Raw genomic sequence first — 25,501 nt, forward strand, 5'->3', positions numbered from 1 at the left:
TACGTCGAGAGCTGTTTCGGAAACCAGGCCGAGCTGCTCTCAAACACGCTGTTCGAGCGACGCTGTGAAATCAACAATGTGCTACGCATGAGCGTCTATTCAAAAAGAGCGTGTGAATCCTCCTGATCGAGAACGATTGTATGACACGCCGGGCGTGCACCAAAACACACCAAATTCCGGATTCACTGGTAATCAGTTCTCCAGCACTGCTGAGTAGGTTCAGTAGAATGGCCCGATTCCCATTTTGTAGGATACCGCACATGGATTTAACAGCCGTACGACCGAGCCAGCAAATATGGCTGCACAGTCGACCCCACCTCAGGACTCGCTTTTCAGCCTTCCCTCCCATCCCGCTGGTTACCTGGCGATTGTGGCCACGCTCGCAACCGCTGGCATCCATTTGGTACTTGGGCCACGTGTCATGGGCTTCAGCCAGATACTGGGCATTTTGTTCATCTTGAACGGGCTTGGATTCCTTGGCGGACTCGTACTGTACAGTAGTCGCTACTGGCGGCCTGAACTGTTCCTGGTCGCTGCGGGATATGCTCTCGTCACTATTCTTTCACTCTTTGTGTTCCAAGGATTCAGCATTGAGGCGTTCTATATGCAAGGTAGTCTGAACCCACTGGCTGTCGGATCAAAGCTTGCCGAGGCTATCCTCGCGATCTGTTCTGTTTATCTCTACACCGCATCTCGTCCCTGAGCCCAGAAAGAGCCAAGACAGGCGACGACCAGTCGTTTACTCCAGCGTCCGCCCAAGACTGTCGCGCATCCCGATCAGGACCTCGCGCCCGTCGTCGGTGACCGAATACGTCTGTCGGTGCTTGTTCGGTCCTGTTGACTCAACCAACCCCACCGACTCCAGATCCGCGAGCGAGCGTCGGACATGGCGGTCGCTCACGTCAAGACCCTCCTGTGCGGCCTGTGCGATCAGGCCACGCCAAGCGTCGCCGTCATAGGCTGCGACCAACAGCAGGCACGTCTGTGCCGTTGGCGTGAGGTTCTGGTACGCCGCCCAGTCCGGCTGGTCGCTGGCATCGCTGTCGGCTGTCATCGGCTCACCGCCACTGTGAGCGTGGTCTGTGCCGGCGCTGCCAGTGACCGCTCGCCATCGAACAGCCACAGTCGCTCGATAGCACTGATTGGGAGCCACTGTTCGACGGTGATCGCCTCGACCCAGCAGCCACCAAGCACCGACATGACGACCGCGACCAGTGCTCGCAGTGTCGCCCGGATCGCGCCGATGCCAGATGCGAGTGGCACCACCAATGTTGCCGGCCCAGCGCGAGCCGGTGAGCGCACATCACTGGCCATCAGTTCCCACCTCCAACAGCGTTCAGGGGGGTCCCCCCTTCCGTTCCTGTTCCTGATACGCGCGCGTACCCAGCGGACATTTTGGTCCACTCAGGCCGATTGGTGCCGCTCGGCCCGCCAGCCGGGTCACCGTCGACGGCTGTCATGAACGTAAAAGGGCGTTCGGTGTCGGTCTCCACCAGTCGCTTCGCTGGGTCAATCATCGGCCTCGACCTCCGCCGCACCGGGCCCAGTTCGTCTCGGAATGCGTGCCGCAACGATCTCTGCGTTCGTGTCGGTCCTGAACATGATATCGTAGTGGGTCTGTGTCGTTGTGATCGGGTTCTCGGGGAACTCGGCGTCGGGATACGGGCTCGATAGCACCTCCAGTGGCTCGGGTTTCTCACCGGAGATGTCGACAATCCCGCGACCAGGCGCGAGCACGCGCAGTTCGTGCACGGCGCCGTCGGCTGCGCGGTACTCCTTGAGGATGGTCGGCTGGCCCTCATCGTCAGTCGCCACCTGGAGGTCCTCTACGATCATACCGCCATCATCGCTCGTCGGGACATCAACGGCTTCCGGGATCCCGAGCCGGAGCTGGAACTCAGGCGTATCGTGTGGGTAGCCCAGATCTGAGAACTGAAACTCCGAAAACCGGTTGGCCGTGTAGCACAGTCCAAACCCCTTTGGCCGCTTCGAGAGCAGGTCTTGGTCTTGCTCGATATCGCGGAATGGCTTCGGTGCTTCAGCCTTGGTCGTCCGGTTGCCACGATCGTGGTTCGAAAGTTCGACCCAGAAGTCGAACTCCTTGAGCCAGTGATTGTGGACGTCCTCTTCGTGATGGCCGTAGCCGACCAGCGATAGCCCGGCCGACCGCATCTCCTTCGCGATGTCGGCCATGATCTGGACACACTGGTGAGTCCAGTGGCCGGACTCCCCACCCGGCGCTGACTCCGGGGCCAGCATCCCGAACTCGTCGATGTGAGCGGTCATCCAGTTGCGCTCGCCATCGCCGTCGACGCGAACCCCGTCGAAGGTCCGTGCTGCAAGGAAGCCAAACCACCAGTGTGAGGCTGGCGTGGGGTTTGGCTCGTTCTTGGGGATGAACTCCGGCTGTTGGACCGTCGCATCTGCCGTCGACAGTGCTTCAACACAGCCCCGGAAGTACGGGTCCGGGAACACGACGTTGTAGGTACCTTTCGGATGGTCCTGCAGTCGTGCAACCAGTTCGTGGACATCCGAGTAGTACCGTACGTCTCGGCAGAGTTCGTCGGGATCTGGATCGTCGCGGTCGACGGTTTCCATCCAGCGGCCGTCAACCTCGACGCCGCTGGGGAGCCACAGCGTCGTCCAGTCAGCTAGCCGCCGCCAGTCCGAGCTCTTCTGGCGGCCGTTCCTGACGATGCGCTCGTCGTTGTGTTCCATCTGGTACGTGGCAAACTGGTCGGCAGCTGTGGACTTGCCTGAGCCCTTCGGCGCTTCGACCATCGTCAGTGATGCACCCGGTGAGTTCACCGTCGACGGGCCATCGGCGGAGTTCTCGATATGCACGAGAAAGTCCGGATACACGCCCGACAGTGCCGCGCCCTCGCGTGGGTAGAACGCTTCCGGGTCGAACGCCGGGATATCGAACCGGTTTCGAATTTCCTCAGCGTCGGTCGGCCACTTTCCGTGCGGGTCCGCGCCGTGGATGATCTGTGCGCCCTGTATCGTCTTCTCTGTAAACCCGTCCTGTTCGGATTTCGGGAGGTTCTGAGACATACGTTGTTTACTCCAGTTAGGTGGTCAATTCCGTCTCTGTGCGTTGTCGCCGAAGCCAGCGTTGCGAGGGTGCTCATCGTGAGATCCAATACTGTCGTGACCGCCCGTCTCGTCGGCTCCGGTAGCGCCACCGGCCAATCCGTGGCCAGCCGCTTCGAGCGCGTTCACGGCTCAGTCTGGCTGCCTGTAGCTGCAGAAAGAACACCACTGCGCTCGTCGGATGCACTGAGTCTACACCTCGTGCCGCCCTCAGATAGGTCGATGCCAGTCTCGGCCACTGTCTCCGATCGGTCTCTCTTGTTAGCTACGGTGGTTGCTCTCGTGTGAGTAGGGCGCCACAGTCAGACTGCGGTCATCCTACGAACACGAAACCGGTGGCAGACCACGGACAAATATGGCTGGATTGGTACAGTATTCTGTCACTCTCTGTATGGTCCTGAAACAGTCTAGTAAGAGATTGTAAGAGGGAGACACTGGAATGGAGTGAACAGCGCCGATGCCCTTTTCTCAGATACTGCTAATCCGTGGGCATGGCCAATTCAGTCATGCTGGGGCGAAGTGTAGTCCAGCGAGGGGGTGTCAGTCTGTATCTGAGTATCGACCATGGTTGGCAGGAGGCCGCAGGTTTGGACGTCGACGATACGTGCCGACTGGAGATCGAGGAAGTTGGTGACGCGTCGCTGACGGTGGCGCTGTTCATCGATAAAGACTACGGGACAGTGGCAGACCCACCAGGGCAGTTCGATATCGAGCCAGTGGACATCCAGACCGATCTTCAGTGGTGTCTGCCCGCCGATGTGCGCCACGAGTTCGGTATCTCCGAGGAGTTCACATACAGTGCCGAGTACCACGGCGACGGTGAGATCCACTACGAGCTCACGTCGCCGACCGTTCGCGACGAGCGACTGCTTGCCTGAGTTGCAGCGGACAACTGTAACAGACAATCTCATATACTGCTTCGATTTTTGAGTAAGTCGATCCAGGGTGGGGATCATATCCGAGATGAGCGATCAACTCAAGTTATTCCCGGATAACCAAATCGTACTTGCAACAACTATTATAACTTTGTATGAAGTAATTATGCTAGTGTCGCTTCGAACGGATGATCGTGGTGTTTCTGAGGTGATTGGAGCTATTTTGCTATTTGGAATGCTTATTGTTGCATTCGCTACGTATCAAGCAACGGTTATTCCCGGGCAAAATACTGATATTGAAGCCCAGCACTATGAGGAAGTTCAAGATGATCTGGGGGAACTACAGGGGACAATTGTTACGGCAGCAGAAACTGGTGAAGCCCGTTCAACGAGTGTCAATCTCGGCCCCAGTTACCCATCGCGAGCTTTGGGTGTGAATTCTGGGCCTCCTAGCGGTCAACTCCGAGCAGAATCTGTTGGTACTGGTGGAATAGCAAGTACAGGAGTTCCCCTAGATGAGACTTGTCGACTGCGGGCTGGCGATGGGGACCGTGTTCCAACAAATTCTCTTGTCTATGATCCAGGATATAATTATTATGAGAGTGGAGAAGTTTCTCACCGTCTGGAAGAAACCCTTCTATATCAACCAAAGAGCTCCTATGGCGGTGAAATTGTCCGTAATGATCAGACAATGGTTGACACGTCAACTCGGTCTGTTACTTTGTACCCACTCCAATCTGACCTCCAATCAGGAGGAACAGGAGATGAAGTATATCATTTTATTGGCGGCTATGGGCAGAGTAGAACAGTTTCTGATGCAACGGTTACAATTCCAACTAAGGCTCCCCAAGCCATTTGGCAGGAACAAATTGGCGATGGTAATCCCGATGTCTCAGTAACTAACAACGGACCAGAAACCGTTAATATCACATTTAGAGGGAGTTGGGAATTCAATTGCCGACCTGTTGGACAAGACAGTGCTCCCGAGCAGGTTCCCACGGCCGATGCAGGAATTAATACAAGCGTCCCAGAGGGTAGTACCGTAGAATTAGACGGAGCCGAGAGTCAAGCCAGTGGTTCAATTACGGATTATTCATGGACGCTCGACTCTCCGCCCACCGGTATTTCGCTGAGCAACTCAAATACAGCCACGCCTATTTTGCATGCATCTAATGCCAATGTGCCTTCGGATACGGATGTGACCGTAGAGTTAACCGTTAATGATACTAATGGGAATACCGATACAGATGCTGTTACTGTAACTGTGACACAAACTTCCAGTAGTGACGGCGATGGGGACGGTAGCGCGTACACGACACAATGGGCTGACCCCTCCAGTCAGACTGGTGTCACCTGTCCTGATGGGGTCAATGGCGTCTGTACCGTTGATGCGAGTGAAGCAGCTACCGTCGACTTGACGGCGACTACTAGTCCGACTTCGGTGGGAACCATCATTGATTACTCGGTCAACGATTCGGGCGCCGGGCCAGTCGACGCAGGTGAGGGCGAGACGGGCGCGGCCGGCGAGAACAACACGGTGTTCAGGCCGACTCGTAACGGCGCCGTCACTGTATTCGTAGCAGGGGGAGAGAGTAGTGATGCAATCGAACTCTCAGTGTCGAACTACGCAGCCTTGGTGTACAACGAAGATGCTGTGACCAGCGACGGCGACGGCGACACTGTCGCTGGTGGGGTGACCTTTTCGGTCACAAACCGTTTTGGTGAGAGCGTCACGATCACCGACATCAGGGTCGCACCGGAGAACAGCAGTATCAAGAACCTCAACGAGGGCTCGTTCTCGACGACCGAGGTGTCCATCACCGCGGATCTGGCTGACGCATATGTGGATTACGTGGGCGGAACCGATCTTCCGCAAACTGTAGACCTGGACACCGACGGTTTCAACGACGGGAACGCACAACTTTCGAACGGCGCAACAGCAACGTTCTCCTTCTACGAGTTCACTGATGGTAGTTCTTCCGTTGATATGAGCGGCGAGGACGTGGAAATTACGGTCACGTACCAGCCAACGAGCGGCGGAACCAAGACAAAGACGTTTACGATTACGCCAACCACCAGCGGAGGTGGAGACAGTGGTGGAAACCAGAACCCAACTATCGCCTCACTGCAGACGACAGATACCAGCGTGACTGGTGGCAATCCAAAGTACGCCCAGTTCGACGTTGATTGGGCGGCTTCGGACGACAGTCAGGTACGAAGCTTGGAGTTGACTATGACGAGAGTGAATTCTGGGAACGAGGTCGACAGTGCGACACCATCTGTTTCGGGGACAAGAGCCAGCGGAGTGACATCCCTTAGGGGACCAGATCAGAATTCGAACCCTAATGGACAGCAGTACGATATAACGATCATCGTAACTGACGACGATGGAGTGACATCGAGTCAGACCCAGCGGGTCACGGTTTCATGACGCTGCGATCCGCGTACGTCTCGTCAGCAGCACCCATACTAGGGCAACCACCACGTACAACGGGTATCTCAATCGTCTCTTTGGTGGGTATTCAACAACCCATACACCACTTCTATAGCGTCTTCACTCTCTTCTCAGTAGTTCACTGGGCAACGGTATTGTGACTGGTCCTTGTATTGACTGAACCCGGTTCTGGCTGTGTAGCACTGGTGTTATTCAAGATACTCATCAGGCGGTCGAATGATTAGGTGGTCACGCAGTGATTCAATCAGGTCTGCAGGGAGTCTGACACAGCCGTCGCCGTCTTGCTCTTTGCCGAATAGTTCTTTTGCGTCTGTTTCGATGACAAGCTGGTTAAGATTACCACCGACTGTGTGGAACGTGACATTATGGAGGGTGCCAAGTTCTTGTCCGTCAGTACTCATCACTCGCGTGTTGGAGAGCGTGCTTGCGAGGACCGTCTGCATACATACTGATTTGTTGTATTCAATGCACAAATATGTTGCATTTAGACTACGATGGCGTCGCCGGCTTCTTTCTACAACTCGTGCACAAGCATCGATTAGCTCACCCACCTGAGATGATGTCGTTCGCCTCGTCACGAGTCCGTTTCGCGGCCTCCTGAGCGTAGCCTTCGTGGGTCGTCTCGATTGACTTATGCCGGAGTACGTCCTGTGCTAGCTGCGGATTCTCGCGATAGATTTCCCGTCCCAGTCCACGGCGGGCACCGTGTGGCTTCAGTGGGGCGTCGAACTCGTACTCAGACCACTCACACAGGTCTGCCAAGATGTTCCGGGCCGACTGCGTGGTGATCGACGGCGTGGGATCAAGCGCTTTCGCAGCGTTGTCGAGTCTGGGGAACACGGCCTCATTCTCGTCGGGTTCTCGAAGCTGCTTCCAGCGCCGAAGCGGGCGAAGTGCATCGTCGAGGATCGGCGCAGACTCTCGGGTACGGTTCTTGCCGAACACCTGCATTGTGCCGGCTTCGAGGTTGACGTGTCGCCACCGCAGACCATTCCGTTCTTCATCATCAGAGACAGCAACCAGTTCCGCGCTGCGGGCTCCTGAGTACGCGAGCAAGAAGACGAGTGCTTGGTCGCGGTAGGCCGCCGTGCGGTCGATGTCGTCGCTCTCGCCGGCCTTGTCGACGCGAGCCGTCGCGGTAGCGCAGATAGCGTCGCGGTCGCGTGTCGTCCAGTACTGCTGGTCTGTTTCAGTCTCATCGGTCGGGAGCGGCCCTTCGGCGTGGTTGGTCTTGGCCGGATTCGTCGGAATCAGGCCCTCGTAGACAGCCCATGTGAGAAACGAGCGGACATACGCGAAGTAGCGGCGGGCGGTCTCCGGTGAGATGTCGTCCCGGTCGTCAGCTCGAGCAAGGTCGCGAGCATACTGTCGGCAGAGATCGTCGTCGATGTCTTCAGGACTGCTGATTCCATGCTGGTCCCGACCCCACGCCGCGAACTTCCGTAGCACGCTCGCGACGTTTGTTCGGTAGCGTCCAGAGTCGATATCTACCAGCCGTTCCTCGATGGCTGCTTCGAGGGCGCCATCCCCGGGAGTAGTGTCGTATGCTGGCGGAAGCCGATCCATGCTTCCCGTACAGCGGCGGTCCGGGTAAAACTGGTGGTGCTTAATAAACTAATACAAATCTAACCTCAAAATCAGAATTTCGGTGTTTCAGACACACCAGAGAGCTGTTTTCAGGACTTCCGAACCTCAGTAAATCGTATGCTGATATACAGAATTTCTATATTTCGAGCCTGTTGTACAACAACTCACATCACATATATTTTCCAGATGATGCCTTCGAGTGAAGCCGGTAGCCGGCGTGTCTGACGTATCTTTACGTATCCGTATACGCATACGTTAGCGTATATGCCAGACTCAGCACTCAGAGCAGCCACATTTCTCGACAAGGGTGGGGTCGGGAAGACGACCGCAACGGCCCACCTCGGCGTAGCGCTTGACCGGCAGGGGTACGATGTCCTCCTGCTCGACCTCGCCGGCAAGCAGGGTGACCTTGCCAAACACTTCGGCTTGTGGGAAGACGTCCAAGCTGGTGAGGACCGCTGGCCGAATATCACGACCGTGTTTCAGGACCAGTGGGAGAAGATTGCTGAGAAGCTCCCCACACCAGTTGATGACCTCATTATGCCGACCGGGGAAGGGCCAGATCTCATTCCCGCCCATGAGAGTCTTGATGGGCTCGACGCAACACTCGGCAACATCGACGATGCAGCAGAGCGATACAGTCGCCTCGATGAGTTTCTCACCGGCTACGTCGCCGGTGACTACGATGTGATTCTATTAGATCTGCCCGGCAGCACGTCGAACATTGCGTACAACGGTTTGTGGGCAGCCGGCCACGTCGTCGCCCCTGTTCGTCCTGGCCCATTCGAGGCTGGACAGGCAGAGCAGTTGCGCCGTGATCTGGAGACGATCCGCGATGAACAAGGCGTCTCGATCGAGCTTGTGATGGTGCTACTGAACGAGGTTGACGAGCGGACGAAAGCGGGCAAAACCTACCTGGAAGAGTTCCAGACAGAGTATCCAGAAGCACTTGCGCCGACCCAAATACCGTCATCACAGGATGTACAGAACGCACAGATGAACGGCGGAACGCTGTTTGCGCTTGAACGCCGCTCGAAGACAGCTGACCGGGCGATCAACGCATACGAGACCAATGCAGAGGTACTTGTAGACCGACTGGGGGCCAAAGAATGACAGAGACTGACGACGAACTAAAGGAACTGCGAGAACAGACTGACGTGGGCACGCGGGCGGAAGCAGAGACCACCGACGATGGGGCAAGCGAATTGGAGGATGCTATTGTCACACTGCTTGGTGAAGTACAGAGTGGCGACGTGTCGAAGACGCTCTCAGTTCGTGACGAGCAACTCGCTGCACTCATCCGAGGGCTTGAGGAAACGGAGAGTCTCGACGATGTCGGTGCGCCCCTGAAAGAGGCACTCGGTCGTGATGATGGCGAGGACGTGACTGACCGGAGCGAGCTCCTCCGTCTCGCAGTACGGCTTGGGATCCAAGAGGCAGCACCCGAAGTGGTTGAGACAGCTCGGGACGCCAACGCTCGTCACGCCAGCGAACAGTTCTGATATTCGCATACGTATACGGATGCGTATACGCATACGTATTTGTAACTTGCCACAGTGTCTCAGTCTGATTTTTACTCAACAGCTAACGCTAACACCTCATCGCTTGCTCTCGGGCCGCCCCTACAGCGTCGCCTGGTAGCTTTCAGCCAAGTGTTTTGGCACTGGTAAGTCCGACAGTACACGTGTCTGTAGACGATAGTAGCCGTTGTGGGCCCGCTGACAATGAGCTTCTAACCACATTCGGGCCTCTGGTGAATTCAAATACTCTTGCAGTTCGTCCATCGGAACACCGGATTTTGGGATGGCGTAGTACACTGAGTGCTTCGGGACAACGTCACCGCGCTCTTCGGTCCAAAATGCCGGTTCCTTGGCAATATCACGCCAGACAAGCTTTGGCTGGAGGATATCTTGCATCGGTGGGTTCTCATGCCAAGCATACCACGTTTTACCATTGCTTACACAAGAGCGGTCTTCCAGTCGTTCTCGGTGGTGGTCGAGCCACTCCATTGTTCGGCCCAGCTCGGATTCATCGGCGAGATCACCGGTATCCGTGTAGGGACAAATGAATACCGAGTCAGTATATGGACCATCATGTTCCCGAAGTTGACTTCCTGAAACCGTAGGCCGGACCCAGCGCTCATCAATTATCTCTGGGACTGCATCCGCATCCATGACATAGATCTTGTCTGCACCGGTTGCAAGACCGGGACTGATACGCTCGGTCACATCGCCCAGCGTTGCACCCGTTTCGAGGGTTTCCACATCAGCATCACGGATCTGGCTAGCCCAACTGTTTCCATTTGAGGGGAGGGTTGTGGTATGAGTCGTGCCGTCACGGAGCGTGACCTGTGTTTCACCAGCAATGCCATCCGCACTGCGGCGAACAGTGGTGATGCAAGGGAACGTAATCAAGCCAGTAAAGGCATCAGCATCGATATGATCGATCCGCTCGATGTGTATTTCATCACTCGTCAGGAGCTGTCGTAACGGGGCCGCCGTATCGACGTACTCGAATTTTTCTGGCGTAATAAATGAGAGTCGGCCTTCCGGTGCAAGGAGATTGAGTGCTCGCTCGAAAAAGAGAAGATAAAGGTCAAACCGGCCGACGGCAGTGTCGAAGGTCGTCTTATACCGGTTTTTTTCCGTATCTGAAAGTCCCTCGATCGGGACATACGGCGGATTGCCGATAATATACTGAAATGGCTTCGCATCAAGCATCGCATCAGCGAGGAAGTCCTGCTCGCGGAGCGTTACATGAGCAAGATCACGGTCGTGTGCACCCTCAAGATGCTCCGGGTTTGTCTCAACACCCAATCCATCAGGACACGACCAGCCCGCTTCATTGCAGACACGCTCGACTGCGGCCGCAAACGGGCCCGTTCCACACCCAGGGTACAGAATTCGGTCACCGCGTGACGGCGGCTCAGCATCAAACAACCTATGGACCATACGCTCAGCCAACGCCGGCGGTGTCGGAACGTGTCCCTTCATTCAATATTATAGCGATAACTCGTCATGGTACTTCAACGTAGGCAAACCACAGCGACCTACTCTTCCCCATAGCCATCGAGATCATCCTGAGCATTTTGAATATCGATATGGCCTTGGACGTGTGAGACAAGCGAGCGGGCGAATCGCCTGAATCGCAACTCCTCATTTGACTCCCAGTACTCACCCTCCAAGCCACGCTGTTCATCAGAGAGAAGGAACGCAGCCTCATTCACGACCCGCTGGCGAACCATCCGTAGACACAGCAATTCCATCCTGTCAACGTATGTCGCGTTCTGGAACTCATCGTCGACGGGAAAATTTACCTCTCTAACGGAGGGTACATTCCGCGATTCTTCATTATCCGCCATAAGCATCAGGTAGCCGATGAACGGCTGGGGACTAGGGGCAAAAACCCCATCCTCGTAGGCCTCAATCAGATCCGTGAAGCTTCCAATAGCCTCTTCAGCACGGTTATTGAGGTTGTTACCGAAGCTACTAGCCAGACTCTTGTATTCGATGACCGCAAGGAGTTCCCCCTCGTGAACGACTGCTGTGTCCCACTCTTTCTCGTGGCGATAGAATCCCGGGAGTGTAGCGTAATAGTCATGTTCGACGCTATCGCGGGGGACACCCGACTCAACGAGCAGGTCCTCAACGAGCCCAGCAAATCCATCCATCTGTTTGCCACCAAGAACTTCGGCACGTCGGCCGCGCGTGCTATCTTCAGAATCGCGCTGATCTGCCGCCTGACCAGAGAGAGTCTCCCAGTACCATTGCACCGCATCCTCAACCTCAGATTCAAGATCAGTAAGCATATTCGGAACTGCCGGTGCAATCTTTGTATGTCTGTCGTCATATCGATACAGCACGCCGGCAGCCGGGTTAGATTATAATCAACCGTTCTTACCAGAACCCGTTACAGTCAGCAGCATTCACCACCGTTGCCTGATTCAGCTGATCGAACTCCGCCATGCTTGCCGCTTCCCCGACTGTATTTTTCCCTCTCGCTTCACTGTCGGTTCTAAAATCGACGTCAGTAGTCCCAGCATTGTGGACACTGGCTTCAATCTCCCGGTGCCCGTTGAACGACATGGCTGAAGCTAACGGCGAGGGCATTGGCGTGCCCGCGGGCGTGCTGGCAAGGGCTCAGTGAGGGTGGTCAGTCAGCGACAGTCCCTCCATCAGTTAGTGCCGACGGCTGCTGGCCGCCACCATAGGAGCCCAGCGTCGTCTCGCCGCTGTCAGCAAGCTTCGAGTCGCCCTCGGCGTTCGCGAACTCTCTGATGGTCCGGGCCATATCGGGGTGGTCGATTTCGAGTTCGGTCAGATTCAGGCGCAGCACCTGTTGTCTGTCTGGTTTGCCAGTCCCGATCCCGAAGTGGTCAGCGGCTTCTTGCATCACTTCATGCATCGTTGGTCTCGATATCTCGTCGTCGAACACTGCCTCCCGAAGTTCTCGCTCGGGGAGCGTCACGTCCTTTGAGGACGTCGCCATTGCCCGACGGCCAACGGTGTAGATGAGGCGGCGCTTCATCTCATCAGTATCCAGTAGTTCGACCGAGCGGCGGCACTCAGCGGGCGTTTCGTCGGGGGCGATCTCCTCGGCCTGGTTGCGGGAGATCCACAGCTCCTCGTTGTGCGGGTGGCGTTCGTAGTCGAGGCGGTCTATCACGAGGTCGCGGTACTTCTCCAGCGTTGGGTCGGATGCCTTCGGTCCCTCGGCGGCGATGTTGTGAATGCTCTCGTTCAGGACCTCGTCAGTGAACGACTCGCCGACATCGTGGCAGATGGCGATCGTCTTGCGCTGGACGCTGCTGAGACTCTTATCGGAGTCGTCGTTGAGCTCGCCCAGCATGGATTCGGCGTCGTCGACGACGCGGTCGAGCTTGTCTTCTACGCGGCGGGATCGCCCGCCATCGCGATAGACGTTCAGTGCGCGTGCGAGGGCGACGCCGTAGTTGTAGTCCGTGTGCTCGTCGACATATGCACAGAACTCCTCTTTGAGTGGCGTCCCGACACGGATGCCGATGCGGGTCGGTTCCTGAGACGCCAGATCAGATTTTATTTTTTCGCTGGCGTGGTCCGGAGAGCGGCCGGCGGCTGAGACGAGGCGGTCGACGAGCGTCTCAACGCGAGCATACCCGTCCGCGTCAATATATTGCTCCATCGCGAGTTCGGCTTCACGACCGAGATAGCCCTCAGCAACCCCGAATCGGGATTCGATGTGGCGACGGAACTGCTTCCACTCGTCTGCGGGAACCATCCAGTCCAGCTTGGAGGTGTCCCGCATCAGGATTGCACCTCCCGAAGGGCGGACCCGCACCCACACACCATCTCGGTGTGTGCGGGGGGGTTCACACCCACACCACACACACCTTCTTGGTGTGTGGGTGGGGTGGGGGTCCAGACCCCCACCCCGCCTGCGGTTGCGTCTTGCGACGGACCGCAGTGCGGGTAGACGGCCTGACGGCCGCCTTCGGGGGTCCAGGGGACCCCCGGGGGACACTCCAGTCCTCCGCACAGCGAAAAAATAAAATTCTGCGTGGGGTGGTCGTTCGTGGACGGTGCTGACCGCATGTCTCTATGCGTACGCTCTCGTTCGTGATGCTCCATATCCTGTGTAGTGAGCACCCTCCGCCTCTCGACGGCGGCAGATATGGCTAAGGATACCTGCTGCTGGTGGGTAACGCTTAAGCCATTCTGCCGAGAAGAACCGGTACAGAAAGTGGGTTCGTTCCCAGCGATTCCCGTTGGCGCGGGTTCGAGCTGGGAACGCCGGTCCGTTCTCAGGCAAGTTGCTTTCTCGTAGTGTCTTCTCTGTCCTGCGACTTGCACATGCGGCGACTTAAAACCGCTAGGAGCGTCAGACATTGGTATCATCCTCGACAAGACTGCGAACCACATCGGCGTTTGACCCGCGAGCGATACTGACACGGTCAGTAGCGACGTTGACAATCTTCTCAGACGATTCGACAAGCACCCGCGGCGGGGCGTCGTACTCCTCGTAGGTGTAGCGCTCGCGAACGATCCCGAGCAGCGAACCACCCTCCAGTCGGTCAACCTTCACAGGTGTGCCGACGTCGGCGGTGTCGTCAGCGCGCGCCCGACGCGTGGCCGGCGCGCCTTGGCTGGCTCTACTCATCGGTCCACCCCCGTTTACGTACTCGCCCGAGCACATCGAGCAACACCGCCTCGGTGTCGGTGTCTGCTTCGTCGGCAACGAGATCGGCGGCCTCGACGACACGGTCGACGGTGACGTCGGACTCACTCGCCATCGTTGCCCTCCTGGTCGCGTGGTCGAAGGTGGACGACGACAGTACCCAGCTGGATACGGTGCTGGACCTCGGTCACGCGGTAGTGGTCCGTGTCCCAGGTGACGAGCTCGCCCTCGCGAGGAATCGTAGCGCCGTAGTGCTCGATTGTCTCGGTGAAGCTCTCCGGCGTGTCGGGCTTCTCGACGAGTTCGAGGCGGCTCACTCAGACGCACCTCCCCGCGTCGCCGACCGAGCGAGTTCGAAGTCGAACTCGAAGCAACTGCCCAGCCCACACTCGTGACAGTCCGCGATGAATCGGAACCGGTCGGTGGCAAACCACTGGACGTTGCCACAGTCCTGGCACTCGAAGGCGACGGCGTGGCTGCGATAGACGGTGAGGTTCCCCTCTCGGTCGAGCTTCTGCACCGGTCTTGTCGCGCCCCCGCGGCGGATCGCCGTCGGCACGTCGTTGCCGATGCGGGCGTCGCCCGGTGACTGCCCGCCGTCGGACATGGCGATGGGCTTCGTCGCGACGGTCTCGCAGTCGGCTGTCTGAAGCAAGTGCGCCGTCGATGTCTTCACGTAGGTCCAGACGTCCTCACAGGATAGACACAGCACGTTGAACCGGTCCTGTTGTTGTAGTTCACCGCTGCAGTCGTCGCGAGGGCAGTCTTCGTGGTCCCAGCGCAGCTCCGTGCCGGTCGCTGGCTGCTCACTCTGCATTGTCGTCCTCCTGGTCGTCGTCGAGGACGATTCGTTCAAGCCGGGCCAGCCGTTGCTCGATATCGGCGTCGGAGACGCGCCCGCCGTCAGTCTTAACTTCACGAACCGGGCCACCAACAGCGGCGACCGCGTCGGCGGTGGGCCAGCGTTCGTCGAGCGACCGGCCGTCGTCGTCGTAGGTGCCGTGGTCGGTGCTCATGTCGACCCTCCCGTGGAGTCTTCGGGCAGCTCAAAGCCATTCTCGCGGAGGACATCAGCCGGTGAGCGGCCCGACTCATCATGATTTCCGCGTGGGTCGGGCTCGTCGTTGGCTTTGGCTGCACAGACACTGCAGAGGCCATAGCGGTCGCGGTCGGTCTCATCGGCGACACGGAACACTTCGATGTCGTCGCTGCCGGCATCACACAGTGGCGTCGGATCCTCTCGGGTAGCCTCGGGGGCTGGATGGTGGACCTTGCCGTCGTTCCACTGGGATTTGGGCATGACGTAGAACTCGTCGTCGGTGGGCGTCATCTGACACCTCCGTTGTGGCAGTGATGCGGGCAGACGATGGCGTCGACCCGGAGGCCACGGGCGTGGCCGTACTCGGTGCCGTCGCTGACTGTGACCCGGCGTCGGCACTCGGTACACAGCGCTTCGTTGCGAGCGCGTGTGATCGAGACCGTGGAGGGCTCGGGTGGCTGGGCGACCAGATGCGGGTGGCCCTGCAGGTAGGCCGGGCGGTTTGAACGGTGCGTGCTCATTGTGAGCCTCCGCTGACGGCGACCAGCACCTGTCTGGCTTCGCGCGTGCGTTTGGTCGTAGTGTTCGTCTGGGTTAGGGCGAGTCGGGCTGTGCAGGCGTCTAATCGTGCTTGGCTGTGGCTGCGGTCGTAGCCCGGCCGGGAAAGAACGGTCTGGCAGTCCTCGATGACAGCGGCGTCGGTGTCGGCTTCGGTGAGGAGCCGTTTCGCGGTTTGGAGGCGACGCTCCTGTCGGTCCTGTGCGGTATCGTTTTGTGCGGCGAGTCTGTTCGTATTCATTGTCGCTTGATGCGACACCGTCGAGCGGGCTGTCCCCCGCACGGCGGGCTTTTGCGTGGCCCAGACCGAGTCCGGTAGTCGCTTGTATTGGCTGTTATCCCACAACCCTTTAACTGTTACCCAACAGCTAATTGTGGTATGGTTGGCTTTACGAGTAGACAGTTTCTTTCCTTCCGCAGAATACGCGGATGTATGCCCGGAGGACGGCGGCCTGAAACGGACGATATTGAAATCTTGAGAGGGATTGCCCTCTATCCGGGGCCAGGCGTCGCTTCGACTGAACTGGCCGATATTCTCGAAATGACTCAGCAGGGCGTTACGCCACGTCTTCGGTCGCTGGCCGACGACGGCTTGGTTGAATACCGGACAATCGGCGGGACGAACGTCTATCGTCTCACTCTCCGCGGAGAAATCTATGTGGCCGAGCGCGAACTCGACGGCTACGAGTCCTGAGCGCGCCAGTAGACCGAGCCACCGCTCTTTCGACGCTGAACTTCGTCGCGCTTGTGCAACTCCGTCAGTCGGTAGTGTGCTGACTGCTGAGTGATACCGAACGCGTCTGCGACCTCTGTTGTCGCCAGTGGCCAATCTGAGTTGGCTAACAGTTTCGTGATGTTCTCGTAGCTCAATTCTCTGTCGAAGTCTGAACCATCCATGCTCATCAACTTCTTTTTGGCTGTTGGATAACAAAGAACTTATGGTGGTAGCGCTACACAGAATTAGGTACGAACCTACGCGCTGCTGGGCGATTTGTAGTGTAGAATTGCCCCGGTGCTTGGACACCGAGGCGCGTGGGTTCGTGAACGAACCATGAGCAAATCTGCTTCGCCGACTACTAAATCTGTCGGCACGACTGACGCACATCCACAGGAACGCATTGCCCGCGAATTGCTTACGCAGGGCCGCCCGCTCTTCTTGGGCGTCGACGGCGAAGGCGCGGCCCACTACTGGGACTCGTATGAATTCGCCGTGGCCGTCGTCGCTCGCGACAACCGCGCAGAGAAGGTCAAACTCGCCGAGACGCCATATGAAACACTCGCAGGGTGGTGCGAGTACACGCAGGACGAACGCGGCTGGGATGTCGGCCCCCACGTCGGCGGCAGTATTGTCGACGATCTTGCTCGGGGGCTGAATGCATGAGTAAGACCGTGCGCTGTACGGTCGAGAACCGCCAGCGCGTTCGGCGGGCCGCCCGAGCGCTGCGGGAGACCGCGCCGACCGCCGTAGTCGAGACAACGCCGCCGGTCCGCTCCGAGTACGACGCCTGGACGCTCGACGCCGTGTTGCGTGAGACTGAGGGTGTCCCGCCCGAGGTGCTGCGGGAGCTGGCGTTGGCTGGACTGACGTTGCAGCCGACGCCCACGCAGGCTGAGCATCAGCACGTCGTTGCGACGGCCTGAGCGAGACACCGATACCTCTATCTTTTTGACGACTTGCGTAGCTATTTGCCATGGGTTGCGATGGTTTCGGAGATGACTCCTGACAGCTCGCGACCCCGCGCCGGGGCCTGGTGAGGCAGGCCCCACGACGGCGCGAGTATGTATCTGTGGCTGACGGGCGAGTTGTATGTAAACCCCCCTTGGACTTCCGGGAGGGACCGAGTAGTGCGAGAATAAGCGCCTTTGAGTGGTCTTGCCGCTGAACATCGAGATGGGCTCGATATGCAGTTCGGCCGCTTGAGTCGCTGTCAGGGCGATACTCTGGCGGCGTGTGATAGGGTGTAATAAAGATAGCTTGTACTTCCGGGGTGGTGAGTCGCTAACCAACACTTGGTGGTGAAAGCGGCCAGGTGTTGGTTAGTTAGAGGGGTGGTTTAGGACAGTTCAACAGGGTGCTGGTTGCAGAACTATTGATGGCGAATTGGCTGGTCAGTAGGCGTGCGAATTGAATGACCATGCCACCGACATCTATATCAGTATGAAAAAAGTATGAATAGGTATGTCTGAACACAAACGGAAAGTCGGAGATCGGGGGCAGGTGACGATTCCGAAGGAACTGCGAGACCGTCGTGGCATTGAAGGCGGTGACGAAATTGAATTCGTCGAAGTGAATGACGAGATCATAATCAAACCGCCGACAGATAAGGAACGGCTTGCTGAAGGATACCGAAAGAGAGCCGAGCGGTCTCGTGAGTTGGCTGAAGAAATGGAAGAAGCATCCTCAGAAGCAACCGGGCATCTCGGTGACGCGCCCGGTTGGAGCGAGTGAATTCTGGAGTCAATTGTGCAGGTACGCCGCGGCGACATTGTCATTGTTGAACTAAATCCCACGAAAGGAAGTGAGCAGCAAGGGAAGAGCAGGCCCTGTGTTGTCATCCAGAACGATGTTGGGAATCAGTACTCGCCGACAACCATCATCGCTCCATTCACAAAGCAGTATACGTCTGGAGACACGTACCCGTTCGAGGTAGAAGTACTGGCTTCGGATACTGTCCTTGATCACGATTCAGTGGCAGACCTAAGTCAAATCCGGGTTGTCGACATCGATGAACGTGTAAAAAAGAACATTGGGTCTGTCCCGTCATCAGACATGGTGAAAATCGACTCGGCAATCAAAGATAGCCTCGGCATTTGAGCGAAAAGTTCCGTCAGTGTATAGTCTGTACTGACCGGATTACCACAAGCGATCGCCTCGGTGTTCGCAGTTTCTCGACGCCATGCTTTGGGAGACTGACGGCGTCCCGCCCGAAGTGCTACGGGAGATGGCACTGGCTGGGCTGACGCTCCAGCTGATACCCTCGCAGGCTGGGCACCAGCATGTCGTCGCGCCAGCTTAAATTGCTATCCGGTACTGTTTTTAGTATTGAGAATTGACATTGTGTCGGTGGCATCGCCACCAATAGGATAATACTGCCCTCTGTGGCAGGGGTTTGAATAGCCCCCTGATTCCATGGTGTCCGCACCCGGCGTACACCTTTTCTGCGAGTACAAGCATCTACAAGGTAGTCTTGAAGTCGGTATAGCCGGGCCTGAGCTGGCAATTTTCTCTGAACAATATCCGCCGTTTAATACAGATAATAGACGAGCGACTCATGTAATGCAACCGAAAGCGCTACTTACCGATGAAGACGCTGTTTCGCCGGTCATTGGAGTCATACTAATGGTCGCGATTACAGTTATTTTGGCTGCAGTAATCGCATCCTTCGTACTCGGACTCGGAGATACTGCAGCGCAATCAACACCACAGGCGAGCTTTACGTTCGATTATGAGGCCGGCGAACCACTTACGATCACGCACGATGGCGGGGATACGATAGAGGCTCAGGAACTGTATGTTCGTGGCACGAAGAGCAGCAGTGAGGATATCGATAAATCATGGGAGAGTTCCGACGTCGGCGATGTAGACCCATCCTCAGAGGTCGCAGCGGGTAACTCCGCAGAAATCTCCAGCGTAGATGGTGAATACGACCTCCGTGTAGTGTATGAGAGTCAAGACAGTGACAATTCCGCAACGCTTGCCCAAGACTCTGGTCCAGATGCCTAATAAATAGGATCGATATTACAATTGATAACGATAGCGGTATGCTTTAATCCACACGCAGATAATCTACATCTACACGAGTATAAAACGAGAGTAAGGATCCATAGGGTTTCGGTACGAAGAGAACCCTTTGGTAACGAACTCGTTTCAGACACGTGAATACAATCACCATGGATATTACACAGCTATTCGACGACGACAGCGCAGTATCACCGGTCATTGGGGTCATCCTAATGGTCGCAATCACAGTCATTCTCGCGGCCGTTATCGCTACGTTCGTGCTTGGACTTGGCGACAGCGTGAGTAACACTGCCCCACAAGCGAGCTTTAGCTTCAATTACGATACTGACGAAGACCCTAATCAGCTCGATATTACGCACAACGGTGGTGACACCATTGAAGCGCAGTTGCTGAGCGTCAGCTCCGATGAAGACTTCAAAGATCCTGATGACGATGTCACGGACTCCCGTTCAGCTGCATGGAGCGACTTCGATGCATTCAGCGAAGGGAGTCAAATCGCAGCAGGTAATACTCTAACAATTGCGGAAGAAGGCAGTAGTGACTTCGATCAAGCAACCGTCAGAGTGACCTTCCAATCCGAAGAGGGCGATACCTCCGCCACGTTGGCGGAGTGGACCGGCCCCGGTGCGTAAGTAACAATCTATGGGCTGCTACCCTCTCGCGGGTGCCGCAAGGTAGTCGACATCCCTTACTTGAGCTCCTCATGAACTGATGTTGGTCGGACTGACTTTCCGATCAACGCTTGAATTAGTATCATCGAAACACCAGGAGATTAACTGCTTGACGGCAAGACCCGACAGCACGAGCCTTAGCCACCACAGTACTGGTGATTCCGGATTTCGGGCGAGTTTGCTGCACGCCGATCACACCCGGTAGCCGGTGCGATGAGGGGCAGTACAAGGGCTGCACGAGAGCCCGGTGTTAGGCCCACTGAAATCACTGACTACGAACTTCCCCACGCCGCCGCTCGCACCTGTCACGCGCCAGTGCCCACGCGGACACACTCCCGAGCGTCGGCCACCCACGCCACACCAGAACCCGTTCTGCCGCTGCGACCGGTGCCGCCAGCCGCCGATCCCCGACCGTAACCACGTAGCCGTGCTCGACGAACACCTTCGCCTGCTCGCCCGTTGTCGGTGGTCGCCTAGGTGGCCAACCTGCCCCAGCCACGGGCTATCATACCGTCCAGTGAATCGGATACATGCAGCCCGGCAAAATTAAGCGGTATGTACAATATCTACGTCAGCAAGCTCCAGAAGGGGCTCCGTGTCGAAATCATTCTTATTGTGGGTGATGAAGGTACCACCTTCGGTGTGTGCAGTTGCAAGGTTCAAGAGGTCGACAGGGTCAAGAGAGACATCTTGCGACTGTAGACGTTCTTCGAGAGAGGCGGCTTCAAGCGCGGTGTTCCCGGTGAAGTCGATGATGCGGTCCAACGTCGACGTGAGGCGTGTTCGTGCGCGTTCCATCTCCGACCGACCGCTACAGGAGCGGTAGAACTCGAAGGCGACGAGAGACGGGATTGTCCACTCATCACTACGATACTGCTGTAGGTGGCTGACAACTTCGGGGTCAGGGTTTGCACCGCCGAGCTTCACCAATATGTCGTTGTCTAGGACGATCATTCGTCACTGCGACGGTCCAGCGATTTGTTCAGTTCTTCGTGGGTCTCACGCATATCGTCTGCAAGACTCCCATCATCGAACTCACTGAGGAACCCAGCCATCTCCTCTACGTCTTTCTCGCTTCGGCTAAGGCGGTCCAACAGGTCGTTGAAGCTCTCGTCGTCCCGCTTCAGGTCACGCAGTCGCTCTTTCACTTCATCGGTGACTCTGATAGTACTCATGTGTATACGTTGTGTACAAGCTGTTAGTATCTCTTTCGGTGACTGAGAGAAGTAGCCCGCTGTGTGGTGAGACGCCGGCGGTATCGTACCCAGATGTACCACCTCCGCGCTCTCGCCACCGCCTTCGAGGAAGTCGACCAACCACACCACGCCAGAACCCGTTCGGTCGCTGCGACGGGTGCAGCCAGCCGCTGATCCCGAACCGTGACCACGTAGCCCTGCTCGACGAATACCTGCTCGCACGTTGTCGGCGATCGCCTGAGTGGCCTGTTGCCAAGTTTCTCAACTACTATAACCGATCAACCGTGACCCCGCGCCGCAACTCTGCTAGCTGGTACGAATTCAAACACTCAGTGAGACAAGCGTGAAATAAATGCATCCGATTGCAAAGTTATGCTGTTATTCTTCGTGAGACTGTGGCCAGCAGTGTCTGATATTGCCCCCGAAACTACCGCTCTGGACGTATAAACCCTCATATTCCAAGTTGGTTATACGTGTGTGAGTATTATATTTGAAAATACCATGTCAGTACCGTGGGCCACTCCGGCTGGCATTGCATACATTGGACTATTTTTTCTTACCGGGGTCGGTTGCATGGTGTCTCTGCCCCGAGCATGGACGGTCGCTGATATTGAGGTCCGGTATGGTTTAGTCGGATTACTCAGTTTAACTGGCCTCTGGGCATTGTTCAAAACAGCCTTTTTTATCGCCCCTCTCTCATTGCAGTCGGCAATCTATATTATCGGGCTTATCTCAGGGTTTGGAGCCGTCTGGGCATGGTTGTACTTCGCTTCCGCTTACACTGGCCGGTCACTCCACAAAAATTCGACACTCCGCCGACTCGGTGGCGTTGCCTTCCTTATTATCACGGTACTAAAACTCACAAACCCAGTTCATAAACAGTACTTTACAACCACCGAAATGACGACTCCGTTCCGGTATTTAGCGATCGAACACGGACTCGTTCATTGGGTGTCGACAAGTCTTTCGTACGTTCTTGCAACTATTGGCTTATTTATGATTTTTGAACTGTATGTTGAGTCAGGGTACGATACAACGCCACTTGGTGTGCTGACAGCCTTGCTGGCTCTGCCTGTTACAATAGACCTCATTGCCATAGCAATGCCACAATTAATTGAATTCATTTATGCCCCAGTTGGGGTTGCAATCTTTGCCGTTGGTACCTTGTTTATTGTTGGCGATCAGTTCCTTGCGGTTCGGACTACGGCCCAGGGTGATGCAGCTACAATAGTACTGGACGAGACAGAGCGGATTCAAGCATATTCACCTCCTGCTGCGGATATTTTCCCGGAACTCGATGGAGCAACAGGCACACCTCTCGACGATGCGCTTCCAGCAGTTGCAGCCACCGAGGACAAGGACGCTGATCAGGTCATCGAACGCGACGGCAGCGATGGACCGCGCTACTATCTCATTTCTCCTAGGTCGATGACGATGGGAGACTCAACAGTTCGGGTTCTCGCGCTTTCGGATGTCACAGAATCCGAACGCCAGCGCCGCAACCTGATCCAGCGGAAGCGTGAACTCGATAAACAGAACGAGCTCTATCGAGCGATCATCTCTGCGAGCTTCGCCTTTGTCTTTCAGATTGATACAGAGGCTCGGTTCAGTTTTGTTTCGCCATCTGTCGAAGACTTCACGGGGTACAGACCCGATATGCTCAATGGCGAACCAATCTCGATACTTGGGTCTGACGAGCAAGCAATCAAAGAGGCACGCGACTATCTTGCCCGCGTACTCAACGATGGTGAAGCTATTCAGGTCCGTGGCCACCCAATTGAAACTCGATCCGGTAACACGGTCTACGGAGATATTCGGGCAGAGCCAATTTATGAGCCCAGCGTTGCGTCAAGCGCACGGACTACAGAGAATATTATCGGTGCCCAGGTGATGGTGCGGGATGCAAGTGAGCGCCGTCAGCGTGAGGGGCTAATCAGCGTTATCAACCGCGTTCTGCGTCATAACGTGCGTAACAAGCTCACTGTGATTAACGGACATGCTAAAATGCTGGCAGCTGATCTTGACGGAGATAGCGCTTCGAAGGCAGACCGTATTCTTAATGCTGGTAATCACCTTCTGAATCTGAGCGAGTCTGCCCGCCGTATCGAATCCCATCGTGAACTGTCCCCAAAGTTAGAACCGCTTGATATTGTACCGGTTATTAGCGAGCTGCTCACCCAACTCAATGAAGAGTACTCTGGGGCGTCAGTGGCAACGGACATTCCAGAGACTGCCATTGCGGAAACACAACCGCGGATCGAAACTGCGCTATGGGAAATTCTTGACAACGCTGCGCAGCACACAGGTTCGGAGCCGACGATTGACATCGATGTCACTGTAACTGACAAACAGGTTCTGATCAGGATCCGCGACTATGGACCAGGGCTCCCAGAGACCGAGCAAAAGGTACTAGCGACTGGGGAAGAGGATCCGCTCGTCCATGGTCAAGGACTCGGACTATTCTTAGCTCATTGGATCATTACAAATCTAGATGGCGAAGTTTCTGTAGCCACGACTCGGGGGACTTCCGTTGATATCCGACTCCCGACACCGCCAGAGACAGTAACCCCTGAGACTCAACCACAGAACTAGTTTTCTTGTTTTCATTTACTTGTAGAATTTCATGAAGTTGTAACACTTGTTCCGGATTTCGGGGTAATTTGTTGCACGTCGATCACACCCGGTACCCGGTGCGATAAGGGGGTTACGGGGACTGCACGAGAGTCGGATGTCAGGCCCCGCGGAAATCACTGACTGTGAGCCTCTACACGCCGCCACTCATACGCCGCCCGCTATAGTACCCACTCGCACACATTCCCGGGCGTCGGCCAACCACGCCACACCAGAACCTGTTCGGTCGCTGCGACGGGTGCCGTCTGAGCGGCGGCCCCGGAAATTTATCCACCTGTGGGTACACTGTACATACATGACGACCCGCGTCAATTTCCGATTGCCCGACGAACTTCTGGACAAAGCGGATGTCGCGGCCGCAGCGACACACAAAAACCGGACAGAGATCGTCGTTGCGGCGCTCCAGGAGTACTTAGACGAGATGGAGGACCAAGAGACATTCAAGCAAACCGTTGTCGACCTCTATCTCGATGACGAGATCGGCTTTGACGCACTGAAAGAGGTCTTCGGACGGCAAGATGCCGAATCCGTCCGGGCATCCAAGACCCTTCTTGAGCAGGGCGACGAGATGGCCGACGATCTCGCGCAACTGTGAGTGCATGATTGTCGCGGATACAGCTGCACTCATCTCTCTCGCGTCGGTCGACCTGCTCGATACGCTGCTCACCGAATTCGAGGTCGCTACCACGGAGACAGTTATCGGTGAACTCGACGCAACCAGTGCCTACGACGATACCCACGGCCACGCCGCACAGACTGTCCTCGACAATACAGCGCAGTTCACTGTCAGACACGTCGACGGCACGCTTGCCTCATCTCGGATTGACGAGGGCGAAGGGAGTTGTGCGCTCCTGTACAACGACCTCGACGCAGCGTTCCTGATTACTGATGATCTCCGCGCGCTACCCGAACTCCAGACCGCTGTCGACGCACAGGTCGCGATTTCACCCATCGTGCTCAAAGCACTGGTAACCCGGCAGGTCCTCGATAGACAGACGGCTCTGGAGAAACTTGACCAGCTCGCCGAACAGCGGTCTTGGCTTGGACAGCCGATCTATCGGCGGGCACAGAAACTATTTGAATGACAGCGAGTCCGTATTCGAAATTAAAATCGCACTTCAACGGTAGGCGTCGCCGCCTCAAATGACGGGTCATACTTGCTGAACACTTCGTCAATGAGTTTTGCACCCACGCTAACAAGACCCAGAAGTCTATTCTCGATTACGCCACCTCAACGGATAGCGACGATGAAACCCACTACGAGATCAGGTCCTACTGCTCGCGATAAATAACTCCTTCTCTGAATTGAAGAGTCATCTGGTGTCGGAATAGTTGCCGACAAATGTTAGACTAGATGAATAGATGAATCCGAACTACGCTCTTGTGAAGCACGTTGTTGATTTTCAGAGAGCAGCATCAAGAGCATGTTTGAGCGCTTCGTCACCTGGTTTTCTGTAGAGTTCGCAGCGGAGCTGAAAGGCTCTGAGATACGGTGTTAGCT

Annotated in this window: 35 protein-coding genes and 1 pseudogene; 15 read left to right on the top strand and 21 right to left on the bottom strand. The window is 56.3% G+C overall.

Annotation, left to right across the window (positions count from 1 at the left end; translation table 11 throughout):
• The first annotated feature begins 295 nt into the window (after positions 1-295).
• Entirely contained in the window at positions 296-703 is a 408-nt protein-coding gene (locus tag G9463_RS18660) for a hypothetical protein (protein WP_165897506.1), read from the top strand.
• A gap of 36 nt (positions 704-739) precedes the next feature.
• Here G9463_RS18660 and G9463_RS18665 read toward each other — a convergent pair whose 3' ends face one another.
• From G9463_RS18665 to G9463_RS18680, 4 genes are read right to left on the bottom strand one after another with little or no spacing between them, the layout of a single operon-like run.
• Entirely contained in the window at positions 740-1,054 is a 315-nt protein-coding gene (locus tag G9463_RS18665; RefSeq protein WP_165897507.1) for a transcriptional regulator, read from the bottom strand.
• Positions 1,051-1,314: a hypothetical protein gene (locus G9463_RS18670; RefSeq protein ID WP_165897508.1), complete on the bottom strand. Its 264-nt coding sequence runs from the start codon at positions 1,312-1,314 to the stop codon at positions 1,051-1,053. The genes G9463_RS18665 and G9463_RS18670 overlap by 4 nt, the downstream gene beginning before the upstream one ends.
• Entirely contained in the window at positions 1,314-1,517 is a 204-nt protein-coding gene (locus tag G9463_RS18675) for a hypothetical protein (protein ID WP_165897509.1), read from the bottom strand. Before G9463_RS18675 ends, G9463_RS18670 begins: the two co-directional genes overlap by 1 nt.
• On the bottom strand, positions 1,510-3,054 hold the full coding sequence (locus tag G9463_RS18680; protein ID WP_165897510.1) for a hypothetical protein: 1,545 nt from the start codon (positions 3,052-3,054) through the stop codon (positions 1,510-1,512). Before G9463_RS18680 ends, G9463_RS18675 begins: the two co-directional genes overlap by 8 nt.
• 530 nt (positions 3,055-3,584) lie before the next feature.
• On the opposite strand from G9463_RS18680, the gene G9463_RS18685 reads away from it, so the two are divergent.
• Positions 3,585-3,971 carry a hypothetical protein gene (locus G9463_RS18685; protein WP_121304903.1) on the top strand — a complete coding sequence of 129 codons (387 nt, stop codon included), beginning with the start codon at positions 3,585-3,587 and terminating at the stop codon, positions 3,969-3,971.
• 85 nt (positions 3,972-4,056) lie between these two features.
• Complete coding sequence (locus G9463_RS18690) at positions 4,057-6,399, top strand: hypothetical protein (RefSeq protein WP_165897511.1); 2,343 nt, start codon at positions 4,057-4,059, stop codon at positions 6,397-6,399.
• 212 nt (positions 6,400-6,611) lie between these two features.
• Here G9463_RS18690 and G9463_RS18695 read toward each other — a convergent pair whose 3' ends face one another.
• A complete protein-coding gene (locus G9463_RS18695; protein WP_121304909.1) occupies positions 6,612-6,866 on the bottom strand; it encodes a PRC-barrel domain-containing protein in 255 nt (84 codons plus the stop codon).
• A gap of 100 nt (positions 6,867-6,966) precedes the next feature.
• Positions 6,967-7,989, bottom strand: coding sequence for a site-specific integrase (locus tag G9463_RS18700; RefSeq protein ID WP_121304911.1), 1,023 nt, complete (start codon positions 7,987-7,989; stop codon positions 6,967-6,969).
• Positions 7,990-8,274: 285 nt separating this feature from the next.
• On the opposite strand from G9463_RS18700, the gene G9463_RS18705 reads away from it, so the two are divergent.
• Positions 8,275-9,123, top strand: coding sequence for a ParA family protein (locus G9463_RS18705; RefSeq protein ID WP_165897512.1), 849 nt, complete (start codon positions 8,275-8,277; stop codon positions 9,121-9,123).
• Positions 9,120-9,512, top strand: coding sequence for a hypothetical protein (locus tag G9463_RS18710; RefSeq protein WP_165897513.1), 393 nt, complete (start codon positions 9,120-9,122; stop codon positions 9,510-9,512). Before G9463_RS18705 ends, G9463_RS18710 begins: the two co-directional genes overlap by 4 nt.
• A 120-nt stretch (positions 9,513-9,632) precedes the next feature.
• Here G9463_RS18710 and G9463_RS18715 read toward each other — a convergent pair whose 3' ends face one another.
• From G9463_RS18715 to G9463_RS18765, 11 genes are all read right to left on the bottom strand, one after another.
• On the bottom strand, positions 9,633-11,003 hold the full coding sequence (locus G9463_RS18715) for an Eco57I restriction-modification methylase domain-containing protein (protein WP_165897514.1): 1,371 nt from the start codon (positions 11,001-11,003) through the stop codon (positions 9,633-9,635).
• Between the two features lie 56 nt (positions 11,004-11,059).
• On the bottom strand, positions 11,060-11,818 hold the full coding sequence (locus tag G9463_RS18720) for a PaeR7I family type II restriction endonuclease (RefSeq protein WP_165897515.1): 759 nt from the start codon (positions 11,816-11,818) through the stop codon (positions 11,060-11,062).
• Between the two features lie 344 nt (positions 11,819-12,162).
• A complete protein-coding gene (locus tag G9463_RS18725; RefSeq protein WP_165897516.1) occupies positions 12,163-13,293 on the bottom strand; it encodes a hypothetical protein in 1,131 nt (376 codons plus the stop codon).
• Between the two features lie 573 nt (positions 13,294-13,866).
• Positions 13,867-14,145 carry a hypothetical protein gene (locus G9463_RS18730; protein WP_121304921.1) on the bottom strand — a complete coding sequence of 93 codons (279 nt, stop codon included), beginning with the start codon at positions 14,143-14,145 and terminating at the stop codon, positions 13,867-13,869.
• On the bottom strand, positions 14,138-14,278 hold the full coding sequence (locus G9463_RS18735) for a hypothetical protein (RefSeq protein ID WP_165897517.1): 141 nt from the start codon (positions 14,276-14,278) through the stop codon (positions 14,138-14,140). Before G9463_RS18735 ends, G9463_RS18730 begins: the two co-directional genes overlap by 8 nt.
• Positions 14,268-14,480, bottom strand: a complete 213-nt coding sequence (locus tag G9463_RS18740; RefSeq protein ID WP_121304923.1) for a hypothetical protein — start codon at positions 14,478-14,480, stop codon at positions 14,268-14,270. The genes G9463_RS18735 and G9463_RS18740 overlap by 11 nt, the downstream gene beginning before the upstream one ends.
• On the bottom strand, positions 14,477-14,980 hold the full coding sequence (locus tag G9463_RS18745; RefSeq protein ID WP_165897518.1) for a hypothetical protein: 504 nt from the start codon (positions 14,978-14,980) through the stop codon (positions 14,477-14,479). The genes G9463_RS18740 and G9463_RS18745 overlap by 4 nt, the downstream gene beginning before the upstream one ends.
• Entirely contained in the window at positions 14,970-15,179 is a 210-nt protein-coding gene (locus G9463_RS18750) for a hypothetical protein (protein WP_165897519.1), read from the bottom strand. Before G9463_RS18750 ends, G9463_RS18745 begins: the two co-directional genes overlap by 11 nt.
• Positions 15,176-15,493: a hypothetical protein gene (locus G9463_RS18755; RefSeq protein ID WP_165897520.1), complete on the bottom strand. Its 318-nt coding sequence runs from the start codon at positions 15,491-15,493 to the stop codon at positions 15,176-15,178. The genes G9463_RS18750 and G9463_RS18755 overlap by 4 nt, the downstream gene beginning before the upstream one ends.
• Positions 15,490-15,723: a hypothetical protein gene (locus G9463_RS18760; protein ID WP_165897521.1), complete on the bottom strand. Its 234-nt coding sequence runs from the start codon at positions 15,721-15,723 to the stop codon at positions 15,490-15,492. The genes G9463_RS18755 and G9463_RS18760 overlap by 4 nt, the downstream gene beginning before the upstream one ends.
• Positions 15,720-16,001, bottom strand: coding sequence for a hypothetical protein (locus tag G9463_RS18765; protein WP_165897522.1), 282 nt, complete (start codon positions 15,999-16,001; stop codon positions 15,720-15,722). The genes G9463_RS18760 and G9463_RS18765 overlap by 4 nt, the downstream gene beginning before the upstream one ends.
• A gap of 192 nt (positions 16,002-16,193) precedes the next feature.
• Between G9463_RS18765 and G9463_RS18770 the strand changes: the two genes are divergently transcribed.
• Complete coding sequence (locus tag G9463_RS18770) at positions 16,194-16,454, top strand: winged helix-turn-helix domain-containing protein (RefSeq protein ID WP_165897523.1); 261 nt, start codon at positions 16,194-16,196, stop codon at positions 16,452-16,454.
• Here G9463_RS18770 and G9463_RS18775 read toward each other — a convergent pair.
• Positions 16,442-16,663, bottom strand: coding sequence for a FaeA/PapI family transcriptional regulator (locus G9463_RS18775; protein ID WP_165897524.1), 222 nt, complete (start codon positions 16,661-16,663; stop codon positions 16,442-16,444). The genes G9463_RS18770 and G9463_RS18775 overlap by 13 nt on opposite strands.
• A gap of 148 nt (positions 16,664-16,811) precedes the next feature.
• Here G9463_RS18775 and G9463_RS18780 point away from each other — a divergent pair, with 148 nt between their 5' ends.
• The 6 genes from G9463_RS18780 to G9463_RS18805 all read left to right on the top strand — a co-directional run bounded on the left by G9463_RS18780 (position 16,812) and on the right by G9463_RS18805 (position 20,134).
• On the top strand, positions 16,812-17,141 hold the full coding sequence (locus G9463_RS18780; protein WP_165897525.1) for a hypothetical protein: 330 nt from the start codon (positions 16,812-16,814) through the stop codon (positions 17,139-17,141).
• Positions 17,138-17,401, top strand: a complete 264-nt coding sequence (locus tag G9463_RS18785) for a hypothetical protein (protein ID WP_165897526.1) — start codon at positions 17,138-17,140, stop codon at positions 17,399-17,401. Before G9463_RS18780 ends, G9463_RS18785 begins: the two co-directional genes overlap by 4 nt.
• Positions 17,402-17,939: 538 nt before the next feature.
• Complete coding sequence (locus G9463_RS18790) at positions 17,940-18,209, top strand: AbrB/MazE/SpoVT family DNA-binding domain-containing protein (protein WP_121304939.1); 270 nt, start codon at positions 17,940-17,942, stop codon at positions 18,207-18,209.
• 15 nt (positions 18,210-18,224) lie between these two features.
• Positions 18,225-18,575: a type II toxin-antitoxin system PemK/MazF family toxin gene (locus G9463_RS18795; RefSeq protein ID WP_004966192.1), complete on the top strand. Its 351-nt coding sequence runs from the start codon at positions 18,225-18,227 to the stop codon at positions 18,573-18,575.
• 462 nt (positions 18,576-19,037) lie between these two features.
• Entirely contained in the window at positions 19,038-19,484 is a 447-nt protein-coding gene (locus tag G9463_RS18800) for a type IV pilin (protein ID WP_121304943.1), read from the top strand.
• Between the two features lie 167 nt (positions 19,485-19,651).
• Positions 19,652-20,134, top strand: coding sequence for a type IV pilin (locus tag G9463_RS18805; protein ID WP_121304945.1), 483 nt, complete (start codon positions 19,652-19,654; stop codon positions 20,132-20,134).
• Between the two features lie 585 nt (positions 20,135-20,719).
• Here the strand turns inward: G9463_RS18805 and G9463_RS18810 are convergent.
• A complete protein-coding gene (locus G9463_RS18810; protein ID WP_165897527.1) occupies positions 20,720-21,127 on the bottom strand; it encodes a type II toxin-antitoxin system VapC family toxin in 408 nt (135 codons plus the stop codon).
• Complete coding sequence (locus tag G9463_RS18815) at positions 21,124-21,348, bottom strand: antitoxin VapB family protein (RefSeq protein WP_165897528.1); 225 nt, start codon at positions 21,346-21,348, stop codon at positions 21,124-21,126. The genes G9463_RS18810 and G9463_RS18815 overlap by 4 nt, the downstream gene beginning before the upstream one ends.
• A 498-nt stretch (positions 21,349-21,846) precedes the next feature.
• Between G9463_RS18815 and G9463_RS18820 the strand changes: the two genes are divergently transcribed.
• The 3 genes from G9463_RS18820 to G9463_RS18830 all read left to right on the top strand — a co-directional run bounded on the left by G9463_RS18820 (position 21,847) and on the right by G9463_RS18830 (position 25,085).
• Entirely contained in the window at positions 21,847-23,961 is a 2,115-nt protein-coding gene (locus tag G9463_RS18820; protein WP_370457959.1) for an ATP-binding protein, read from the top strand.
• 334 nt (positions 23,962-24,295) lie between these two features.
• Positions 24,296-24,595 (top strand): ribbon-helix-helix protein, CopG family, encoded by a 300-nt coding sequence (locus G9463_RS18825; protein WP_165897529.1) that lies wholly within the window; start codon positions 24,296-24,298, stop codon positions 24,593-24,595.
• Positions 24,596-24,599: 4 nt separating this feature from the next.
• The gene (locus G9463_RS18830) at positions 24,600-25,085 is read left to right on the top strand and encodes a hypothetical protein (protein ID WP_165897530.1); all 486 of its coding nucleotides are present in this window, start codon (positions 24,600-24,602) and stop codon (positions 25,083-25,085) included.
• A gap of 318 nt (positions 25,086-25,403) precedes the next feature.
• On the opposite strand, the pseudogene G9463_RS18835 reads toward G9463_RS18830, so the two are convergent.
• Positions 25,404-25,501: pseudogene (locus G9463_RS18835) on the bottom strand (IS1595 family transposase); the annotation flags it as partial.

Origin of the sequence: Haloarcula sp. JP-Z28, assembly GCF_011440255.1 — an archaeon.
Lineage (GTDB): Archaea > Halobacteriota > Halobacteria > Halobacteriales > Haloarculaceae > Haloarcula > Haloarcula marismortui.

Excerpts from the sequence above, each read along its gene's own strand:
- G9463_RS18720 (WP_165897515.1), bottom strand. The coding sequence starts at position 11,818 with ATGCTTACTGATCTTGAATCTGAGGTTGAGGATGCGGTGCAATGGTAC.
- G9463_RS18665 (WP_165897507.1), bottom strand. The coding sequence starts at position 1,054 with ATGACAGCCGACAGCGATGCCAGCGACCAGCCGGACTGGGCGGCGTAC.
- G9463_RS18750 (WP_165897519.1), bottom strand. The coding sequence starts at position 15,179 with ATGAGCACCGACCACGGCACCTACGACGACGACGGCCGGTCGCTCGAC.
- G9463_RS18735 (WP_165897517.1), bottom strand. The coding sequence starts at position 14,278 with ATGGCGAGTGAGTCCGACGTCACCGTCGACCGTGTCGTCGAGGCCGCC.
- G9463_RS18660 (WP_165897506.1), top strand. The coding sequence starts at position 296 with ATGGCTGCACAGTCGACCCCACCTCAGGACTCGCTTTTCAGCCTTCCC.
- G9463_RS18745 (WP_165897518.1), bottom strand. The coding sequence starts at position 14,980 with ATGCAGAGTGAGCAGCCAGCGACCGGCACGGAGCTGCGCTGGGACCAC.
- G9463_RS18825 (WP_165897529.1), top strand. The coding sequence starts at position 24,296 with ATGACGACCCGCGTCAATTTCCGATTGCCCGACGAACTTCTGGACAAA.
- G9463_RS18770 (WP_165897523.1), top strand. The coding sequence starts at position 16,194 with ATGCCCGGAGGACGGCGGCCTGAAACGGACGATATTGAAATCTTGAGA.
- G9463_RS18805 (WP_121304945.1), top strand. The coding sequence starts at position 19,652 with ATGGATATTACACAGCTATTCGACGACGACAGCGCAGTATCACCGGTC.
- G9463_RS18690 (WP_165897511.1), top strand. The coding sequence starts at position 4,057 with ATGAGCGATCAACTCAAGTTATTCCCGGATAACCAAATCGTACTTGCA.
- G9463_RS18670 (WP_165897508.1), bottom strand. The coding sequence starts at position 1,314 with ATGGCCAGTGATGTGCGCTCACCGGCTCGCGCTGGGCCGGCAACATTG.
- G9463_RS18695 (WP_121304909.1), bottom strand. The coding sequence starts at position 6,866 with ATGCAGACGGTCCTCGCAAGCACGCTCTCCAACACGCGAGTGATGAGT.
- G9463_RS18780 (WP_165897525.1), top strand. The coding sequence starts at position 16,812 with ATGAGCAAATCTGCTTCGCCGACTACTAAATCTGTCGGCACGACTGAC.
- G9463_RS18815 (WP_165897528.1), bottom strand. The coding sequence starts at position 21,348 with ATGAGTACTATCAGAGTCACCGATGAAGTGAAAGAGCGACTGCGTGAC.
- G9463_RS18755 (WP_165897520.1), bottom strand. The coding sequence starts at position 15,493 with ATGACGCCCACCGACGACGAGTTCTACGTCATGCCCAAATCCCAGTGG.
- G9463_RS18800 (WP_121304943.1), top strand. The coding sequence starts at position 19,038 with ATGCAACCGAAAGCGCTACTTACCGATGAAGACGCTGTTTCGCCGGTC.
- G9463_RS18705 (WP_165897512.1), top strand. The coding sequence starts at position 8,275 with ATGCCAGACTCAGCACTCAGAGCAGCCACATTTCTCGACAAGGGTGGG.
- G9463_RS18775 (WP_165897524.1), bottom strand. The coding sequence starts at position 16,663 with ATGAGCATGGATGGTTCAGACTTCGACAGAGAATTGAGCTACGAGAAC.
- G9463_RS18830 (WP_165897530.1), top strand. The coding sequence starts at position 24,600 with ATGATTGTCGCGGATACAGCTGCACTCATCTCTCTCGCGTCGGTCGAC.
- G9463_RS18710 (WP_165897513.1), top strand. The coding sequence starts at position 9,120 with ATGACAGAGACTGACGACGAACTAAAGGAACTGCGAGAACAGACTGAC.
- G9463_RS18790 (WP_121304939.1), top strand. The coding sequence starts at position 17,940 with ATGTCTGAACACAAACGGAAAGTCGGAGATCGGGGGCAGGTGACGATT.
- G9463_RS18730 (WP_121304921.1), bottom strand. The coding sequence starts at position 14,145 with ATGAGTAGAGCCAGCCAAGGCGCGCCGGCCACGCGTCGGGCGCGCGCT.
- G9463_RS18715 (WP_165897514.1), bottom strand. The coding sequence starts at position 11,003 with ATGAAGGGACACGTTCCGACACCGCCGGCGTTGGCTGAGCGTATGGTC.
- G9463_RS18760 (WP_165897521.1), bottom strand. The coding sequence starts at position 15,723 with ATGAGCACGCACCGTTCAAACCGCCCGGCCTACCTGCAGGGCCACCCG.
- G9463_RS18675 (WP_165897509.1), bottom strand. The coding sequence starts at position 1,517 with ATGATTGACCCAGCGAAGCGACTGGTGGAGACCGACACCGAACGCCCT.
- G9463_RS18765 (WP_165897522.1), bottom strand. The coding sequence starts at position 16,001 with ATGAATACGAACAGACTCGCCGCACAAAACGATACCGCACAGGACCGA.
- G9463_RS18810 (WP_165897527.1), bottom strand. The coding sequence starts at position 21,127 with ATGATCGTCCTAGACAACGACATATTGGTGAAGCTCGGCGGTGCAAAC.
- G9463_RS18680 (WP_165897510.1), bottom strand. The coding sequence starts at position 3,054 with ATGTCTCAGAACCTCCCGAAATCCGAACAGGACGGGTTTACAGAGAAG.
- G9463_RS18725 (WP_165897516.1), bottom strand. The coding sequence starts at position 13,293 with ATGCGGGACACCTCCAAGCTGGACTGGATGGTTCCCGCAGACGAGTGG.
- G9463_RS18785 (WP_165897526.1), top strand. The coding sequence starts at position 17,138 with ATGAGTAAGACCGTGCGCTGTACGGTCGAGAACCGCCAGCGCGTTCGG.
- G9463_RS18700 (WP_121304911.1), bottom strand. The coding sequence starts at position 7,989 with ATGGATCGGCTTCCGCCAGCATACGACACTACTCCCGGGGATGGCGCC.
- G9463_RS18685 (WP_121304903.1), top strand. The coding sequence starts at position 3,585 with ATGGCCAATTCAGTCATGCTGGGGCGAAGTGTAGTCCAGCGAGGGGGT.